Annotated in this window: 18 protein-coding genes; 8 read left to right on the top strand and 10 right to left on the bottom strand. The window is 67.3% G+C overall.

Going from position 1 to position 17,872, the window contains the following annotated elements:
* Nucleotides 1–153: 153 nt before the first annotated feature.
* A complete protein-coding gene (locus tag ACFU4Z_RS17000) occupies nt 154–312 on the top strand; it encodes a hypothetical protein (protein ID WP_379063851.1) in 159 nt (52 codons plus the stop codon).
* Between the two features lie 112 nt (nt 313–424).
* Here ACFU4Z_RS17000 and ACFU4Z_RS16995 read toward each other — a convergent pair whose 3' ends face one another.
* From ACFU4Z_RS16995 to ACFU4Z_RS16980, 4 genes are all read right to left on the bottom strand, one after another.
* Nucleotides 425–955: a hypothetical protein gene (locus ACFU4Z_RS16995; RefSeq protein ID WP_379063849.1), complete on the bottom strand. Its 531-nt coding sequence runs from the start codon at nt 953–955 to the stop codon at nt 425–427.
* 539 nt (nt 956–1,494) lie between these two features.
* Nucleotides 1,495–5,067 carry a cobaltochelatase subunit CobN gene (gene cobN / locus ACFU4Z_RS16990; protein ID WP_379063847.1) on the bottom strand — a complete coding sequence of 1,191 codons (3,573 nt, stop codon included), beginning with the start codon at nt 5,065–5,067 and terminating at the stop codon, nt 1,495–1,497.
* Between the two features lie 245 nt (nt 5,068–5,312).
* Entirely contained in the window at nt 5,313–5,567 is a 255-nt protein-coding gene (locus ACFU4Z_RS16985; protein ID WP_379063845.1) for a hypothetical protein, read from the bottom strand.
* Between the two features lie 166 nt (nt 5,568–5,733).
* A complete protein-coding gene (locus tag ACFU4Z_RS16980; RefSeq protein ID WP_379063843.1) occupies nt 5,734–6,174 on the bottom strand; it encodes a nuclear transport factor 2 family protein in 441 nt (146 codons plus the stop codon).
* A 120-nt stretch (nt 6,175–6,294) separates the two neighbouring features.
* Between ACFU4Z_RS16980 and ACFU4Z_RS16975 the strand changes: the two genes are divergently transcribed.
* The 3 genes from ACFU4Z_RS16975 (at nt 6,295) to ACFU4Z_RS16965 (ending at nt 8,757) form a co-directional block, all read left to right on the top strand.
* Nucleotides 6,295–7,533 carry a precorrin-3B synthase gene (locus ACFU4Z_RS16975; protein WP_379063841.1) on the top strand — a complete coding sequence of 413 codons (1,239 nt, stop codon included), beginning with the start codon at nt 6,295–6,297 and terminating at the stop codon, nt 7,531–7,533.
* A gap of 29 nt (nt 7,534–7,562) precedes the next feature.
* Nucleotides 7,563–8,114: a hypothetical protein gene (locus ACFU4Z_RS16970; protein WP_379063839.1), complete on the top strand. Its 552-nt coding sequence runs from the start codon at nt 7,563–7,565 to the stop codon at nt 8,112–8,114.
* A gap of 94 nt (nt 8,115–8,208) precedes the next feature.
* Nucleotides 8,209–8,757 (top strand): hypothetical protein, encoded by a 549-nt coding sequence (locus ACFU4Z_RS16965; protein ID WP_379063837.1) that lies wholly within the window; start codon nt 8,209–8,211, stop codon nt 8,755–8,757.
* Nucleotides 8,758–8,899: 142 nt separating this feature from the next.
* On the opposite strand, the gene ddaH is transcribed toward ACFU4Z_RS16965, so the two are convergent.
* Entirely contained in the window at nt 8,900–9,772 is an 873-nt protein-coding gene (gene ddaH / locus ACFU4Z_RS16960) for a dimethylargininase (RefSeq protein ID WP_379063835.1), read from the bottom strand.
* Nucleotides 9,773–9,909: 137 nt separating this feature from the next.
* On the opposite strand from ddaH, the gene ACFU4Z_RS16955 reads away from it, so the two are divergent.
* Genes ACFU4Z_RS16955 through ACFU4Z_RS16945 form a run of 3 tightly spaced genes read left to right on the top strand, consistent with a single transcriptional unit; the run spans nt 9,910 to nt 12,582 of the window.
* Nucleotides 9,910–10,347 carry an Lrp/AsnC family transcriptional regulator gene (locus tag ACFU4Z_RS16955; protein WP_379063833.1) on the top strand — a complete coding sequence of 146 codons (438 nt, stop codon included), beginning with the start codon at nt 9,910–9,912 and terminating at the stop codon, nt 10,345–10,347.
* A gap of 43 nt (nt 10,348–10,390) precedes the next feature.
* Nucleotides 10,391–11,026, top strand: a complete 636-nt coding sequence (locus ACFU4Z_RS16950) for a precorrin-8X methylmutase (RefSeq protein ID WP_379063831.1) — start codon at nt 10,391–10,393, stop codon at nt 11,024–11,026.
* Nucleotides 11,023–12,582 (top strand): precorrin-2 C(20)-methyltransferase, encoded by a 1,560-nt coding sequence (locus ACFU4Z_RS16945; RefSeq protein WP_379063829.1) that lies wholly within the window; start codon nt 11,023–11,025, stop codon nt 12,580–12,582. Before ACFU4Z_RS16950 ends, ACFU4Z_RS16945 begins: the two co-directional genes overlap by 4 nt.
* A 45-nt stretch (nt 12,583–12,627) precedes the next feature.
* Here the strand turns inward: ACFU4Z_RS16945 and ACFU4Z_RS16940 are convergent, their stop codons facing one another.
* Together ACFU4Z_RS16940 and ACFU4Z_RS16935 are read right to left on the bottom strand one after the other, a co-directional pair.
* Nucleotides 12,628–13,854, bottom strand: coding sequence for an MFS transporter (locus ACFU4Z_RS16940; RefSeq protein ID WP_379063827.1), 1,227 nt, complete (start codon nt 13,852–13,854; stop codon nt 12,628–12,630).
* Nucleotides 13,854–14,504: a GntR family transcriptional regulator gene (locus ACFU4Z_RS16935; protein WP_379063825.1), complete on the bottom strand. Its 651-nt coding sequence runs from the start codon at nt 14,502–14,504 to the stop codon at nt 13,854–13,856. Before ACFU4Z_RS16935 ends, ACFU4Z_RS16940 begins: the two co-directional genes overlap by 1 nt.
* A 90-nt stretch (nt 14,505–14,594) precedes the next feature.
* On the opposite strand from ACFU4Z_RS16935, the gene ACFU4Z_RS16930 reads away from it, so the two are divergent.
* Nucleotides 14,595–15,125, top strand: a complete 531-nt coding sequence (locus ACFU4Z_RS16930; RefSeq protein WP_379063823.1) for a PadR family transcriptional regulator — start codon at nt 14,595–14,597, stop codon at nt 15,123–15,125.
* Nucleotides 15,126–15,145: 20 nt separating this feature from the next.
* Here ACFU4Z_RS16930 and ACFU4Z_RS16925 read toward each other — a convergent pair whose 3' ends face one another.
* The 3 genes from ACFU4Z_RS16925 to cbiE all read right to left on the bottom strand — a co-directional run bounded on the left by ACFU4Z_RS16925 (nt 15,146) and on the right by cbiE (nt 17,835).
* The gene (locus ACFU4Z_RS16925; RefSeq protein ID WP_379064299.1) at nt 15,146–15,895 is read right to left on the bottom strand and encodes a cobalt-precorrin-6A reductase; all 750 of its coding nucleotides are present in this window, start codon (nt 15,893–15,895) and stop codon (nt 15,146–15,148) included.
* The gene (locus tag ACFU4Z_RS16920; protein WP_379063821.1) at nt 15,892–16,485 is read right to left on the bottom strand and encodes a hypothetical protein; all 594 of its coding nucleotides are present in this window, start codon (nt 16,483–16,485) and stop codon (nt 15,892–15,894) included. The genes ACFU4Z_RS16925 and ACFU4Z_RS16920 overlap by 4 nt, the downstream gene beginning before the upstream one ends.
* A gap of 99 nt (nt 16,486–16,584) precedes the next feature.
* Nucleotides 16,585–17,835 (bottom strand): precorrin-6y C5,15-methyltransferase (decarboxylating) subunit CbiE, encoded by a 1,251-nt coding sequence (cbiE, locus tag ACFU4Z_RS16915; protein WP_379063819.1) that lies wholly within the window; start codon nt 17,833–17,835, stop codon nt 16,585–16,587.
* Nucleotides 17,836–17,872 lie beyond the last annotated feature (37 nt).

Genomic DNA, 17,872 nt, shown 5'->3' with positions numbered 1-17,872 from the left:
CGCCACCCGAGCTACCGCGCCCAGCAGCGACAGCAGCCGAAGCAATTGCGCGGAGGTTTCCCGCATTCCCCGATGATCTCAGGCTGTGCGGAAGGATTGCTTCCGCGATAGACCTGCGCGCTCCGAGGGAGCGGCGGGTGAGGTGCGCACAGGATGCCCGCCGCCGTCGGCGTGGAACCCGACGGGCCCGATCATCGTGTGGTCCAGGTCGGTTCGGACACCCCGCAGATGTCGACGCTCTGTCTCGAGCTACTCGATGCGCACCCGCGAGCCACCGCCGAGCGGTTCCGGAAAGCGGCGGGTGCCCTATGAATTCGTGGTGTCGAGAGATTTGAACAACGATATCCCCGGCCGGGCGGCGATTTCCTACCGAGCCCGGTCGAGGATATCCACGCGATGACTTATTCGAACCTTCGCTGACGGATCACTGGTTGGCGCCGATGATTCCACCGACGATCGCGCCGACGATACAGCCGGGAATCGCTGTGACGACGAGGAAGATGAGTCCGATGAGCGCCCCGACGACGCAACCGATCGCAATACCCGCAATAGTGGTGCCCGCGTCACCGATGTTCTGCAACGCACCGGGTTGCGGCGCCACGGCGCCGACCGGCGTCAGCGTCAAAGCCGTTGCCGTGCTGTCGATGTGCGGCGTGACCTGCACCTGCTGGCCTGCGACGGCCTGCACCGCCGTCGGCAGCGAACCGACCACCGACCCGTCGGGGGCCAGCACCGTGATCACGCCCGTGGTGGGCGTCACCTCGAACGTCCCCGATGCCAGCGTGACCGTCGCACTCGAACGGTCGGGCGCCACCGCGGCCGTGTAGACGACACCGCTGTCCATCCCCTCGAACTCGGCGCCAGGCGCCATCGGCTGACCGTGCGCGGTCGCCGCGACGATGCCGGTCGCGGCGACAGTGAACATCGTTGCCGCTATCAATCTCTTGATCATCATAAGACTTTCCAATCATCCGGCCGATTCGATTGACGTACCCCGAGAATCGGCAAATGGGACACGGATAATCATGCGCCCCAGACGCTATCGATGTCGACAGATTGACGAAATCGAATTGCCTTGCAAGATCAATTAATTCGCCTGCCCAAGAAATTAACTGGTTGCAATTTCCGTAATTTCATTTCACACCACAGCTGCGGAATCCGGCGGTGCCGACAAATAAACCGACATGTCGGTACCGCACCCGCTCGCGCCCTCGCTGATCGAGACAGCCGAATTGATGTAGAAGCGAATCAATCACAGTGCTCCGCAATGGATTCGGCCGCAGACACAAGTCCGACGCGACGTTGGACTACCAGCCGCAAGACCTTCGCGGACGACGCATCGTCGCGCACAGAAGAGGAACGACCATGAGGGAACTTGCGATCCGCGGCGAGGACGTCAGCAAAGGTGGCCGGGTCGGCTCGGTTGAGCACACCCGCACCGAGGCCCGCCCGGCCGGGTATCGAACCAGATCGACCGGCCGGGCCCGAGCAGGGCTACTCGAGTTCGCCCTCGGTCTCCAGGTAGACCTGCCGCAACCGGTCTAGCGTGGCCTGCTCCGGCTTCTCCCACAGATCCCGCTCGGCGGCCTCCAGCAGTCGCTCGGCGATTCCGTGCAGCGCCCACGGGTTGGACTGCTCCATGAACTTCCGGTTCACGTCGTCGAAAACGTAACTCTCCGCGAGCTTTTCATACATCCAGTCGGCGACCACGTTGGTGGTTGCGTCGTAGCCGAAGAGGTAGTCGACAGTCGCCGCCATTTCGAATGCGCCCTTGTAACCGTGGCGGCGCATCGCCTCCAGCCAGCGCGGGTTCACCACGCGGGCACGGAAGACGCGGGAGGTCTCCTCCGAGAGGGTGCGAGTGCGCACCGCGTCGGGGCGGGTGCTGTCGCCGATGTACGCCTCGGGGTTCTTGCCGGTCAGCGCGCGCACGGTGGCGACCATGCCGCCGTGGTACTGGAAGTAGTCGTCGGAGTCGGCGATGTCGTGTTCGCGGGTGTCGGTGTTCTTGGCGGCCACCGTGATCCGCCGGTAGGCGGTGCGCATGTCGTCCGCCGCGGGCGCGCCGTCGAGGTCACGGCCGTAGGCGAAGCCGCCCCACGCGGTGTACACCTGCGCGAGGTCGTCGTCGGTGCGCCAGCTCTTCGAGTCGATCAACTGCAGGATGCCCGCGCCGTAGGTGCCCGGCTTGGAGCCGAAGATGCGGGTGGTCGCGCGGCGCTGGTCGCCGTGCTCGGCGAGGTCCGCCTGTGCGTGCGCGCGTACGTAATTCGACTCCAGTGGCTCGTCCCGCTCGGCCACCAGCCGCACCGCGTCGTCCAGCAACGCAAGCACGTGTGGGAACGCGTCGCGGAAGAATCCACTGATCCGCACGGTGACGTCGATGCGGGGGCGAGCCAGCTCCGCGAGGGAAATGACCTCCAGCGTGGTGACACGACGACTGGCCTCGTCCCACACCGGACGGACACCGAGCAGCGCAAGGACTTCGGCGATATCGTCGCCGGAGGTGCGCATCGCCGAGGTGCCCCACACCGAAAGTCCGACCGAACGCGGGTATTCGCCGTGGTCGGCCCGGTATCGGTCCAGTAGCGAGTCGGCCATGGCCTGACCGGTTTCCCAGGCCAGTCGCGACGGCACCGCCTTCGGGTCGACGGAGTAGAAGTTGCGGCCGGTCGGCAGCACGTTGATCAACCCGCGCAACGGGGAACCGCTCGGGCCCGCCGGAATGAATCCGCCGTTGAGCGCGTGCAGGACCCGGTCGATCTCGATACCGGTCTGTCGCAGCCGCGGCACCACTTCGGTGGCGGCGAACCGCAGCACCTGCCGCACCGCGGGGTTGTCGGTGAGCGTGTCCACGGCATCGGCGGACCAATCGGTCGCTTGCAGTGCCGAGACCAACTCGCGCGCTTGGGCTTCCACCCGGTCGACGCGCTCACGGGCCTCGGTTCCGGATTCGTCGAGCCCGAGCGCCTCGCGCAGCCCCGGCACATTCCGCTCGCCGCCCCACAGTTGACGCGCGCGCAGCATGGCGAGCACCAGGTCGAGTTCGCTCTCCCCGGTAGGCGCCTGCCCGAGAATATGCAGGCCGTCGCGGATCTGCACATCCTTGATCTCGCAGAGCCAGCCGTCGACGTGCAGCAGCATGTCGTCGAAAACGTCCTCTTCCGGACGCTCGGCCAACCCGAGATCGTGGTCCATCTTCGCCGCGCGCATCAGCGTCCAGATCTGCTGCCGGATCGCGGGCAGTTTGGCGGGGTCGAGCGTGGAGATATTGGCGTGCTCGTCGAGCAGCTGCTCCAGACGTGAAATGTCGCCATAGCTTTCGGCGCGCGCCATCGGCGGGATCAGGTGATCGACCAGGGTGGCGTGTGCTCGACGCTTGGCCTGCGTGCCCTCACCCGGATCGTTGACAAGGAACGGATAGATCAGCGGCAGCTCGCCGAGCGCGGCGTCGGTGCCGCACGAAGCGGACATGCCGAGGGTCTTGCCCGGCAGCCACTCCAGGTTGCCGTGCTTGCCGAGGTGCACCATCGCGTCGGCGGCGAACCCGTCCGGTGCGGCGATCCATCGGTAGGCCGCGAGATAGTGATGGCTCGGCGGCAGATCCGGGTCGTGATAGATGGCGACCGGGTTCTCACCGAAACCACGCGGCGGCTGCACCATCAACACCACATTGCCGAAACGCAATGCGGCAATGACGATTTCGCCGTCGGGATCGGCGGAGCGATCGACATACAGCTCCCCCGGCGGCGGGCCCCACGCCTCGATCACGGCCTCCCGCAGATCTTCGGGCAGCGTGTCGAACCACACCGCATACTGCGTCGCGCTGATCCGGATCGGATTGCCTTCGAGCTGTTCGGCCGTCAGCCAGTCGGGATCTTGGCCGCCCGCGGCGATGAGCGCGTGTATCAGCGCGTCGCCATCGCGCTCCTCCAGCCCGGGAATCTCACCGGCCGGCCCCAGATCGTAACCGGCCGAACGCATCTCGGTGAGCAATCGGACTGCGCTCGCCGGGGTGTCCAAGCCGACCGCGTTGCCGATGCGGGCGTGCTTGGTCGGATAGGCCGACATCATCAGGGCGACCCGACGCTGCGCGGCCGGAATGTGACGTAGCCGCGCGTGCCGCACCGCGATACCCGCCACCCGCGCCGCGCGCTCGAGGTCCGGCACGTAGGTGGACAGGCCGTCGGCGTCGAATTCCTTGAATGAGAACGGCACCGTGATGATCCGGCCGTCGAATTCCGGCACCGCCACCTGAGTGGCCACATCGAGGGGCGAGAGCCCGTCGTCGTTGGCCTCCCACTGTGCGCGGCCGCTGGTCAGGCAAAGGCCTTGCAGGATGGGCACATCGAGCTCGGCCAGCGCCGCGACGTCCCACGCCTCGTCGTCGCCACCGGCGGACGCGGTCGCGGGCTTGGACCCGCCGGCCGCGAGCACCGTCACCACCAGCGCGTCGGCCTGCCCGAGCGTGTCGAGCAATGCGGGTTCGGCCGTTCGCAACGACGCACAGTAGAGCGGCAGCGGCCGCGCTCCGGCGTTCTCGATCGCGGCACAGAGCGCATCGATGTATCCGGTGTTCCCCGCGAGGTGCTGCGCGCGGTAGTAGATGACCGCGACGGTCGGGCCGTCGACCGTCGCCTCGGTGCGCTCCAACTCACCCCAGCTCGGCAACTGCACGGGCGGCTCGAAGCCGTGCCCGGTCAGCAGCACTGTGTCGGACAAGAAGTTGTGCAACTGACGCAGATTCGCCGCACCACCGGCGGCGAGGTAATTGTGTGCGTCGGCGGCGACGCCGCCCGGCACCGTCGAGCACTCCATCAACTCGGCGTCGGGCGCCAGCTCACCACCGAGCGCCACCATCGGCACTCCGCTGACACGTACCGCTTCCAAGCCGTCTTCCCAGGCCCGCTTACCACCGAGGATCCGCACGATCACCAGGTCGGCGCCGACGAGCAGAGCGGGCAGGTCCTCGACCAGCAACCGAGCGGGGTTGCCCCAGCGATAGTCCGCGCCACTCGCGCGCGCGCTCAACAGATCGGTGTCGGACGTGGACAGCAGCAAAATCACAGGTGACGGCCTTCCTCGGGTTACGCGCCCATCGGGTTCGTTGCTCGCCGGAGAGGGTCTGGCTTGTGACAGTGGCGCGACCGCACCGGAGTTTCACCGGTTTCCTCGTCGCCCGCCGAGCATCCAGATGCTACCTGCCAGGGCGGCCCGCACCTGCCACGTGCCTGTCTGTCGCCGCGGGCAGCCTCGTCGAGGCGCGTCTGTGCAGGATACGAACCCCGCGGATCGGGCGCTCAGTTCCCGTTCTACAAACGCGGGTCGAAGACCAGCCGGAAGTCCGTCAGGGACTTCCGATCTCCCACGGCACTGAACTCTCTGCCCGGCAGTTCATTCACCGGCAACCCGGCCTGCTCGGCGATCAGTGCCGCGGGCACCCACATCGGGTCCCGCGCCGAATGCCACGGTGTGTCTAACTGCGCACGATCCCCGAACACAAGAATCACGCGAACCTGAACGCGATCGGACGCCATACCTCCATGATGAACGTCGGAGAACGCCACCGGATAACGATGACGGCTCATCCACGGCAACGCGGCTATCCGGTAGCGGCGCGGGCAGCGCGCAAGTCGTCGACGATGTGGGTGCAGTCGGCATGGGTGGTGTACCGCAGGCCGGTGAGTCGGCGAAAACGAGCGGGCCGACAAGCCGCACCCGCGGGGCGGTGGGCTAGGTCAGGTCGGCGTTCCCCTCGATGACCTTGAGGTGGTAGTGGAATCGGTTGACGCGCCAGCCGGCATCGGTGCGTTCGGCGCCGAGGGTGTAACTGCCGATGAAGGTGCGGGTGGTGCCGTTGACGGCGTCGTTCTTCAGGTGGACGGCGATCGCGTCGGCGTGCACCGCGGCATGGTCGGACTGCAGGTCGATGAGGTAGTTGCCCGCCTGATGATGCACTGCGTCGAGGCCGGAGAGGCCGGCGCGCCAGTCGCCGACGATGTCCGCGGCTTCGCGGATGCCGACCGGGCCGCCGAAACCGCCGTCGAAATCGACCTTCGGGGTGAACACGACATCGAGCAGATCGTCCCAGCGCTTCTGATCGGTGTAGACGAACATCCTGGTCAGAACGTCGACAATCGCGAAACGGTCGGCGAGGGATGATGATTCGCTCATGCCAGCAGACTAGCGAACCCGCCGATACGCTGCCACACGACAAACGCGGCGCCGTGGGTAGTCCGCGCCCTGGGGTGACCTCGGGCCGAATGCCTGGCCGGGTCGTACGCTGGATGGGTCATGACGCGTACATCTCCCGACTCCTGCCCCGGCGTGCTGCGGCTGCATCAGGCGGCCGACGGACCGCTGGCTCGTATCCGTGTGCCCGGCGGACGGCTGGAAGCGCAGCAGTTGCAGGCATTGGCCGAAGCCGCCCGTGAGCTCGGCGACGGAAACATCGAGCTGACCGCGCGCGCCAATGTGCAGCTGCGTCAGGTGCGCGACGCGACCGAGCTGACCGCGCGACTGGAAACCGCCGGGCTACTGCCGAGTCACACACACGAGCGGGTGCGCAATATCGTCGCCTCGCCGCTGGCAGGGCGCGTCGGTGGTCGGGCCGACGTGCACCAACTCGTCCCCGAGCTCGACGCCGGGCTGCTCGCCGCACCTCGACTCGCCGACCTGCCCGGCCGCGTGTTGTTCACCCTCGACGACGGCCGCGGCGATGTCAGTGGTCTCGGCGGCGATATCGGCGTGCACGCCGTCGACGCCGACGAGTTCGCGGTCCTGCTGGCCGGGCTCGACACCGGCATCAGGGTGTCGGCCACCGATGCCGTCGACATCATGCTCGCCGCCGCGCACAGCTTCCTCGACCTGAGCTCCGGCCAGTGGCGGCTGCACGAAATCGACAACGGCGTCGAACGCATCACCGGCCTACTCGGACTCACTGCCCACGCCGATCGGCTGAAAATCGGTGCCACCCAAGACATTCCGATCGGCTGGCTGGCCCAGGACGACGGCAGGGTCAGCCTCGGCGCCGGGGTGCGGCTCGGGTCGCTGCCCGCGCGCACCGCCGAATTCATCGCCGCCGTCGAACGACCGGTCTTCGTCACCCCTTGGCGCAGCCTCGTGCTGGCGGACCTGGAGGAATGGCCCGCCGAGCAGGTCGTCCGCGTGCTCGCCCCGATGGGTCTGATCTTCGATGCCAACTCCCCGTGGCTGCTGGTCAGCGCCTGCGCCGGTCAGCCCGGCTGCGCGAAGTCGATCACCGACGTCCGCGCGGATGTCGGTGCCGCGGTGGACTCGGACCGGGTACTGCACGACAGCGCAACATTCGACTCCGACGCGTCCCACTCCGAACTCGTTCTGCCGCAGCCCGATCCGACCTCCTCCGACACCCCGAGCGCCCTCGTCTTCGAGTCCGGCGAGGTAACAGTGGGCGGACGGCAGCACTGGTCGGGCTGTGCACGCCGGTGCGGTAGGCCGCGGGGTGCGGTGACCGATGTCGTCGCCACGCCGGACGGTTATCGCGTCGACTGATCGCCCTCCTGCGGGAAAGGCCGTGCAGCATGACAAGTGACAGACTGAGCGACGACGAGATCCAGGCGATGTCCGACGACGAGCGCCGCGCGCTGATCAGCCGCTTGCAGCTGCCACCCGAGCGGGTGTTGCCCAGGCCGGAATTGGTCCGGATCCACCGCGGGGTCCGACTGACCCTGATGGTCGGCGGTTCGCTGGCACTCATCCCGTGGATCGTCTATCTCGCAGTCTCGCTGCCGTCCGATTACCAGGCCAGGAACTGGACCGTGACCTGGGTCGGCTTCGATACCCTTCTGGTCGCGATGATGCTGACCACCGCCTACCTGGGCTGGAAACGCAGACGACTGCTCATCCTTCCCGCGTTCGGGACCGGCCTGCTGCTGCTCGTCGACGCCTGGTTCGACATCATGACCGCCAACGCCGACGACGTCTGGTTCTCGGTCGGCATCGCGCTGATCGCCGAATTGCCGTTGGCCGCACTGCAGATCAGCGGCGCACTGCTGCTGTTCAAGTTCCTGACCGAAGCCCACCCACTCGCCGACCCCGCCGTCAGCGCTTGGCGTACGCAACTGCCCTTCTGACCCGCGCCACCGCGCGGGCGTGCCGCATCGGTCGAGAGTCGGAGCACCGGAAGGCATTCCGGGCTGTGCCGCCCGGAGCAACTATCCTTCCTCCATGATCGACACCGCACCTGAGGACCTTGCCCTGCCGGCCGCGCTGGCCGAGGTGGTCGAGATCGGCTTCGAGTGGGAGTGGGACGAGGAGACCGACATCTCTCACGGTTGCGACTTCGAGCCCTACACACAGTTCGAGGCGCCCGCGCGGACCGCGTATTGGTTCCGACTGTGGACCGGCAACGAAGCGGTCGACGGCAGTGAATTCCGATTCTTCGGAGCCACGGGCGCCGGTGACTACGCCGGGTTCTGGCTGGTTCGGCCCGCGACGCCGATCACCGAGCAGCCGATCGTCTATCTCGGTTCCGAGGGCGAATCCGGTCTGATAGCACGCAATCTCCTCGACCTGCTCTGGCTGTTCGCGGACGGTTACGGCCCGGCCGAGGCATTCGCACCGACCCATTTCGGTACGCGGGTGCCGAACGAGGCGTTCCGGGCGATCGCCGAACGGCACGGGCCGAGACCAGGCTATTGCGCTGCGGAGATCGTGGCTGCGGCGCGGGAGGAGTTCCCGAACTTTCCAGAACTCATCGACGCGATGTGCCGGTAGGCGAAACTCCTAGGCCGCGCGAGGACGTGAGCGCCAACGCGTTGCCGGTCGTCCCGCCGCGTCGGCCATGACCAACGGGGCGGGATGACCCGGAATCGCGGCGGCTCATCCCGACCTCGACGACGATCACTCCATAGATCGGCTAAGCCGCGTTCTCTTCTCTCCTCGGGTCATCGTGGATCTCGAGGGTGCAGCACTTGACCCCGCCGCCCGCCTTCAGCAGTTCCGACAGGTCGAGGCCGACCGGGTTGTACCCGTGTCCCCGCAAGGTCTCGATCAGGTCGACCGCCCTGTCACTGACGAAGGCGTTCAGGCCGTCGCAGACGCCGTTCAAGCCGAGCACCACCGCATCCGCGTCGGTGGCGACGATCGCGTCCGGATACAGCTGTGCGAGCAGCTCGCGGCTGGCCGTGCTGAAGGCGGGCGGGAAGTAGGCGATATTGGCGTCGCCGAGTGCCATCATCGCTGTGTCCAGGTGATAGAACCGCGGATCGACCAATTCGAGGGACACCACAGGCAGGTCGAAGAATCGCTCGACTTCGCGGTGGGCGGCAACCGAACTGCGGAACCCGGTCGCGGCAAGGATCCGATCACCGACGAGGAGGAAATCGCCCTCGCCCTCGTTCACCTCCTGCGCGCCGACGAGTTCGGTGAGTCCGCGCTGTGCGAACCATCGGTGATACGCGGGGCCCTCGGCGGCGCGTTCGGGATGGGTGAAGCGCGCCGACAGCGCCCGATCGCCCACGATGAGTCCGCTGTTCGCGGCGAACACCATGTCGGGTAGTCCCGGCTCACCGGGGACGAGATCGACCTGGTGGCCGTACTGCTCGAAGGTCGAGCGCAGGGTTTCCCACTGGTCGAGGGCTCGGGCCCGGTCGACCGGCTCGGTCGGATCCATCCACGGGTTGATCGAATAGAAGACATCGAAGTGGTCGGGGCGGCACATCACGAACCGTCGCGGTGATGGCTGTCGCGGGGTGGGTGGCTCGTTGTGGAGCGTGGCTACGGAGGTCAACGTGTCTCCCGGAGGTAGGCGCGGATCATTCGACTGACACGAAGGTAATTCGCCTACTATTGCGTCAGAAACAACGAATCGTTGCGTAGATCTGCGGTGTTGTGGCGAATCGTTGCGCGGCGACAGAGGGGTGTGGCGTGGACGACATCGACCGGCGGATTCTGGCCCACTTGCTCAGGGAGGCGCGCGCGTCGTTCCAAGAAATCGGCGCGAAAGTCGGCCTGTCAGCGCCCGCGGTCAAGCGGCGTGTCGACAAGATGGTGGCCAGCAGGCAGATCACCGGATTCACCGCCATGGTCAATCCCGCCGCACTCGGCTGGAGAACCGAGGCATATGTCGAGGTCTACTATCGCGACAACATCACCCCGGCCGAACTGCGCCGCAGCCTCGAACCGATTCCCCAGGTCGTCGGGGTCTGGACGATCGCGGGCGAGGCCGACGCGCTGGTCCATGTGATGGCCACCGATATGGCCGAGATCGAGTCGACCGTCGAACGCATCCGCGAGAACACTCGGGTCGGCCGCACGCGCAGCTCCATCGTCATGTCGCGCATCCTCGAACGGCCGCGGACCTGACCCGCGCCGACCTCGCTCGGCGGGCACTCCTAGGGTGGTCGGCATGTCCGACGTGCGTGCCAGCTACCTCACCGACGGGGCCGAGATCTATCGGCGCTCGTTCGCGACGATCCGCGCCGAAGCGGATCTGAGCGCGTTCCCGCCGGATGTGGCACAGGTGGTGGTGCGAATGATTCACGGGTGCGGACAGGTGGATCTCGCACCGGACGTGGCCTTTTCGCCCGGGGTAGTGGCGGCGGCCCGCACCGCGCTGCGCGCTGGTGCACCGATTCTGTGCGATGCCAACATGGTGGCGTCGGGGGTCACCCGCAAGCGGTTGCCCGCCGATAACGAGGTGCTCTGCACTTTGACAGACCCGCGCGTGGCCGAACTCGCCGCCGCACTGGGCAATACGCGCTCGGCCGCGGCACTCGAGCTGTGGCGGGATCGGCTCGACGGCGCGGTGGTCGCCATCGGAAACGCACCGACCGCACTGTTCCATCTGCTGGACATGCTCGATGCGGGCGCGCCGCGCCCGGCGGCGGTTCTCGGCATTCCCGTCGGCTTCATCGGCGCCGCCGAATCCAAAGACGCGCTGATCGACTTCGGCGGGGTCGAATTCTTGACCGTGCGCGGCAGGCGGGGCGGCAGCGCCATCACCGCGTCGGCGCTGAATGCGATTGCGAGCGAACAGGAATGACCAACAGCACGGTCCACGGGAAGTTGTGGGGTGTCGGGCTCGGGCCAGGCGACCCGGAACTGGTGACGGTCAAGGCGGCCAGGATCATCGCGGCGGCCGATGTGATCGCCTTCCACAGCGCCAGGCACGGCCGCAGCATCTCACGCGCGATCGCCGCCCCGTACCTGCGCGAAGATCAGCTCGAAGAGCACCTCGTCTATCCGGTGACCACCGAGACCACCGACCACCCCGGCGGATATCAGGGCGCGATCGACGAGTTCTACGAGCAGGCAGCCGAGCGTCTCGCGGCACATCTGGCGGCGGGGCGCTCGGTGGCGCTGCTCGCGGCGGGCGATCCGCTCTTCTACAGCTCCTACATGCACATGCACCGCCGTCTCGCCGACCGATTCGACGCCGAAATCATTCCGGGCATCACCTCGGTCAGCGCCGCGTCCGCGGCCCTGGGCACCCCGTTGGTCGAAGGCGAACAGGTGCTCACGGTGCTGCCGGGCACCATGCCCACCGACGAGCTCACCCGCAGGCTCCGCGACACCGACGCGGCCGCCATCATGAAACTCGGCCGCACCTACCCCGGTGTGCGCCAAGCGCTCTCGGACTCCGGGCGACTCGATGACGCCTACTACATCGAGCGCGCCAGCTCCGATCGTCAACGCGTCCTACGCGCCGCGGACGTCGACGACGCGGACGTGCCGTACTTCTCGATCACCCTGGTGCCGGGCCCGCAGCCGACTACCCCACTGCACTTGGCGACCAGCAAGCAGACGCGGCGCCAGGTCGCAACCGGACCGGCCGCCGCACCATCGATCGGTCTGCCGGGAGAAGTCGTCGTAGTCGGACTCGGCCCCGGCGCGGCGGACTGGACCACGCCGGAGGTGAGCAAAGCTCTCGCCGAGGCCACCGATCTCGTCGGCTACACCACCTACATCAACCGGGTGCCGACGCGCCCCGGGCAGCACAGGCACGCCAGCGACAATCGCGTGGAATCCGAGCGTGCCGCGATGGCGCTGGATTTGGCCAAGCAGGGCGCGAAGGTCGTGGTGGTCTCCTCGGGTGATCCCGGAGTGTTCGCCATGGCGGCGGCGGTGCTCGAAGAATCCGCCGACCCGCAGTGGGAAGGGGTGTCGGTACGGGTACTGCCCGGCATGACCGCCGCCAACGCCGTGGCCAGCCGAGTCGGCGCGCCACTCGGCCACGACTACGCGATGATCTCGCTGTCGGACCGGCTCAAGCCGTGGGAGGTTGTCGCCCGACGCCTCTCGGCCGTGGCCGCCGCCGATATGGCGATCGCCGTCTACAATCCGGCCTCCTCCCAACGCACCTGGCAGGTCGGCGCGATGCGGGATCTGCTGCTCGAACACCGCAAGCCCGACACCCCGGTGGTGGTCGGCCGCGACGTCGGCGGCCCCGCCGAGTCCGTCCGCGTGGTGCCGCTCGCCGAACTGGACCCCGCCGAGGTCGACATGCGCACACTGCTCATCATCGGCGCATCCACCACCGCGTCGAGGGACACCGACGACGGCCCGCGCGTCTACACCTCGCGGCGCTACCAACGCTGAGGGGTCGACCGCGCCGGGCTACCCGGCGTGACGCGGATTGACCGGTCAGCTTCGGTAGTTCCGGGCAACCACTGCCAGGCAGCCGGCGGCGGCCACCGTGGCGACCGCGAACATCGTCGGATAACCGAGACCCGTGGCCTCGTGCAGGAAGGCGAGGAGGGCGGGCACGCCGAAACCGAGATAGCTTGCCGAGTAGAAGACCGCAGTGAGGCCGGCCAGGTCGTCGGGGCGGGCGATTCGTTCGATCTCCTGAAGGCCCGCGACCAGCCCGATGCCGTATCCGGCACCGAGGACGATTGCGGTGACGACAGTGGACCACAGAGTGAGGGTTCCCGAAGCCAACGCCGCCGAGACCATTCCTGCGACGACCAGAATCAACGCCACCACTGCGGCGCGAGCGGTGCCCGGGCGGTCGATGCGCCGGGCCGCCGATTGGATCGCGAAGCCGCAGCCGAGGGTGATGACAGTGATCAGTGCCGAAAATGCGATCGGTGCATCGTGCACACGCGGTGCCATCAATGTCGGCATCACCGCGTAAGCCGTTGCAGCGGAGGTGAACAGCCACAGCGCGACCGGCAGTGCCACGTATCGGAATCTGCGGTGCGCGGCGGCGGGAACCCTCAGGTCGTCGATAAGACGGCCGGGATTCTCCTGCGGAACAACTGTTTCCGGTGCGCGCGCCACCCAGGCCGCGGCGATCAGACACAACACCGCGTTGATCAGATACGCGAGCGTATTCGGCAGCGGCGCCCACTGGGCGAGCACGCCCGCCACCCCCGCGCCGACGGCGAAGCCGCCCGTGAGGCTCATCGCCGAACGTCGCGCGCCGGTTCCCGCAGGCCGTTCGGACCCGAGCGGCGGCTGGGCGAGCTCTTTCAGCCAGCTGCTGCCCACCGCCATCGCCAGACCCAGCGCCACCCCGCACAGCACCCGTCCGGCCGACAGCATCGGCACGGCCCCTGAACCGAATGCCAGCAACACCGAACCCACGGCAGCGATCAGCGGCGCGGGACGCAGCAGTGCGCGACGGCCGTAGCGATCCGACAGCGGGCCGCCGATCAGCAGTGCGGGCACAATGCCGAGCACATACGCGAACAACAACATGTCCACCGTGGTGACGGGCAGTCCGTCGCGCTTGTACATCACCAGCAACGGGGTGAATTCGTTTCCGCCCCACGCGATCGCGAACATGGCCGCGGCAACGCCCCACCACGGCTTCGAGGTGGTCTCGCGCGCCGGCGATCGGGTGTCGATGGTGGCGAGCGTTGCCATCACAGCCCTCTCAGTTCCAGCTGGTGCACGCCCGCGAGATGCTCGACGAGCGCGGCGGCGAAGCCTGGCGCGTCGCCTGCCTCGATCAGGTCGGCCAGCCGCGCGTGCTGCGCGATGATCTTGTCGATGTCGGTCGAACCACGGTGCAGCGCAACACTGTTCATCCGCCGCTGCCGTTCGCGCAGCGAATCGTAGAAGCCGGTGAGCAGCGGGTTGCCCGCAGCGACGACGTAAGTGCGGTGAAAGTCGGTGTCTGCCACAGCGAAACGGGCGAAGTCCTTGGTGTCGGCCAGTTCCCGCTGCCGGTCGAGCGACTCTCGCAGGGCCGCGTCGAGCGTCGAGCGATCAACGGCGACCAGCGCACGCACAGCCCCGATCTCCACGACGTACCTGGCATGAGCCACGTGCTCGGCCTCCGCCGGCGGAATCGGCACTATCAGCGCACCGCGCTTGGGGTAGAGCCTCATCCACCCCGCCGCCTCCAGCCGGAGGAACGCCTCGCGAACCGGTGTCCTGGACATGCCGAGGTCGGCGGCGATCTCACCCTCGCTGATCAGCTCGCCGCCCGGCAGCATGCCCGTGAGAATGCGTTCCTTGACCTCGTGAAATGCGCGCTCGGCCGATGAATACGTCTTAGACACAAGTTGCATCTTAGATGGATCGCAGACGGAGCATCCGCCCACCCGTTGCCAGTCGTATAACATTCCACTATGGAACGTTGAGAGCGAAGGAGCTGTCCGTTGACGAAGACCGCGACACAACGCAAACCGCTGAATTCCACGGCCGCGTCACTCCTCGGGTTTCTGCACGAGGGCCCGATGTCGGGATGGGATCTGGTGTCCGCCGCGCAGGACCGCATCGGGGATTTCTGGACGATCACCCAGAGCCAGGTGTACCGCGAGTTGGCCTCGATGGATGCGTCCGGGCTGGTCGAGAAGGGCGAGACGGGAGCACGGGAGCGCACCCCCTATCAGATCACCGATGCAGGCCGCGAAGCGTTCCTGGAGTGGATTGCCCGCGATCCGGGCGGCGAGACAATTCGAGTGCCCTTACTACTGACGATGTCCTTCGGCGAACACCTCGACCCCGATCACCTCGACCAGATGATCGCCGCGAACCGGGAGATCCACCAGGAACGGCTCACCCGATATCTCGCCCAGGACTGCACCGGGATGCCGTCACATCAGCGCGCCACGCTGGAGTTCGGCATCGGCTACGAACGCGCGGTACTCGAATGGTTCGACCGGCTGCCGAGTCTCCTCGGCCGCTGACAGCACAGGGCAAGCACCACTCAGGCGCGGGAAGCGGACTGTGCACGCAACCACCGCACGGCGTCCGGCACGTTCTCCGCGACAATCGCCTCGGCCGGGAGCGCGGGACGGTCGATCATGACGACGGGAATACCCGCGCCGCGAGCCGCGACGAGTTTGGCGTCGGTTTGATCTCCCCCACTGTCCTTGGTGACTATCACGTCGATGCGATGCGATGCCAGCAACCGCGACTCGGTCTCGACCGCGAAAGGGCCACGTGCAAGCAGCAATTCGTGATGCGGCGGCAGGTTGCCCACCGGCGGGTCGATCGCGCGGATCAGAAACCATTGCTCGGCCAGGGCGGCGAAGGCGCCGATACCCTGCCGACCGATCGTCAGGAACACTCGATCGCCCAGTCCGACAACGGCTGCCGCGGCGGCCTCGAGATCGGGCACGCGGATCCACTTGTCTCCCAGACCCTCGGACCAGCCGGGCCGACGCACATGCAGCAGCGCCAGACCCGCACTCGCCGTCGCAGTGGCCGCGTTCGCGGTGATCGTGGCCGCGAATGGATGCGTAGCATCGATCACCACCTCGATCGCGTTGGCTACCAGCCACTTCCGTAGACCGTCGGCGCCACCGAATCCGCCGATCCGTACCGCGCCTTCAGGCAGCACAGGGTCGCTGACGCGTCCGGCGAGCGAGGAAACGATGTCGAATCCCCGCTCGCCGGACGCGATTTCGGCAAGTTCCCTGGCTTCCCGGGTACCGCCGAGAATCAGGATTTTCAGGGCTGGCCGCTGAAGTAGGCGATGCCCGCATTGATCAGGTTCGGTCCGCCCGCGATGAGCAGGCCGATGAGCGCACCCACCGGCAGCCCGATGCCGAAGAAGAAGAACCCGATCACGGCGCCGATGAGGGCGCCGAGCGACGCGCGCTGCAGTTCGGCGAAGAACCAGTCCTGCGACGCACTGATCTCGGCCGCGGACGGCGCGGCAGCGGTCGGCTTGACCTCCGGCGTCAGCGTCAGCCGCTGCGTCGAGGGATCGATGGCGGCCGCGATCGGGATGACATCCCCGTCGCCCACCTTGGCCGCGAGCGGGATCGAGGTGACGACCGCGCCCGCCTCGTTCTTCACCGTGACGTTCTTCTGGTCGGCATCGAGGCTGAACGCGCCGCCGGTCAAGGTGGTCACGATCGACTTGTCGACGATCTGCACCGCATAGCCGACGGTCTGGTCCTCGCCTGTGACGGTCGGCGAGGTCGTCTGGTTCTGCACCGCGGGCGCCGGGGCCGCCGGCGCGGCACCGGATGTGCCGACCGCGATACCCGTGGCGGCGATGGCCAACAGCGAGGTGGCGGCAAACTTCTTGTACTTCATCAATCTCCCAATCAGGAATCGGATTTCCGATCACGCTCGGATCTCGGGCCCGACCCTACCTGTTCACCTCGGCCTGCATCACCCTTCCGACCGAGGCTTTCACAGCGAATCCTTGCGTTCTTTGCGCACCGACCACTGCGTCACCGGCAGTTGCGGGCGCCATGCCGTGAACGTCCCCAATGGTTCCGCCCGGTAAATCTGAAACTTGCGCAATTCACCGCCGTAGGTTTTTGCCCAGGTCAGCAGCACCGCCTCCGATTCCGCGGTCACCGCATTCGCCACGAGTCTGCCGCCGTGGCGCAAGTGCGACCAGCATGTCTCGAGTAGGCCATTCTGGGTGATCCCACCACCGACGAAAACAGCGTCAGGAGAAGTGGATTCGGTCGATCCGACCTCGGTGCGCACCTCCCCGCGCACGACGACGTGCGGGACACCCAGGGCGGCGGCATTGTCGTCGATCTGCCGCCGCCGGCGCTCGAGCCGCTCGAAGGAGACCGCCCGGCAACTCGGGTGTGTGCGACACCATTCGATGGCGATGCTGCCCGAGCCGCCGCCGACGTCCCACAGCAGCTCTCCGGGCGCGGGCGCGAGTGCCGCGATGGTCAGCGCCCGCACTTCCGCTTTGGTGAGTTGCCCGTCGCCACCGAAAAGAGCGTCCGGGAGGCCGGGGACCCTCGTCGTGCGCGGGCCCTTCGAATCCGCGACGCATTCGATCGCCACGATGTTCAGCGGATCGCCCGCAGGCAGGTCCCAGCTCTGCGCGGTGGCCACCCGAACCCGCTCGGCCGGGCCACCCAGCTGCGCGAGCACCGTCACCGTCGACCCACTGAATCCGTTGCCGCGCAACAGCTCCGCGACCCGCTCCGGAGTGTTCTCATCCGCGCTGAGCACCAGCACCCGCCGCCGATCCGCCAGCTCCGGCAGCACCGTCTCCACCGGCCGACCGACCGCGCTGACCACCGGCACCTCGGCAAGTGCCCACCCCAACCGCGCACACGCCAGCGCAGCCGACGAAGGCTGCGGCAGCACCCGCAGGGCCGCAGCGCCGAACAGCCGCGCCAGCGTCACCCCGATTCCGTAGAACATCGGATCGCCACTGGCCAGTACACAGATCCTGGCCCCGGCATAGCGCTCGAACAACCCGGGCAACGCGGGCACCAACGGCGACGGCCACGCCACCCGCTCAACCGCCGGATCCACTGGCACCAAAGCCAACTGGCGCTGCGCTCCGAACAACACCGCGCATCCGGCGATCGTCTCCCGGGCTGCTCGCCCGAGCCCGTCCCACCCGTCGGCGCCGATCCCGACGACCGATATCACCGGGCCCGTCCATGGCGGGACATTCGCCATGGACACCTCGGTATCGATACCCGTTGTGGCAGAAACT

Source organism: Nocardia sp. NPDC057440 (genome assembly GCF_042802915.1).
Classification (GTDB): Bacteria; Actinomycetota; Actinomycetes; order Mycobacteriales; family Mycobacteriaceae; genus Nocardia.
The sequence above is the reverse complement of the archived record's forward strand: the minus strand, read 5'-3'. Positions and strand labels throughout refer to the sequence as shown.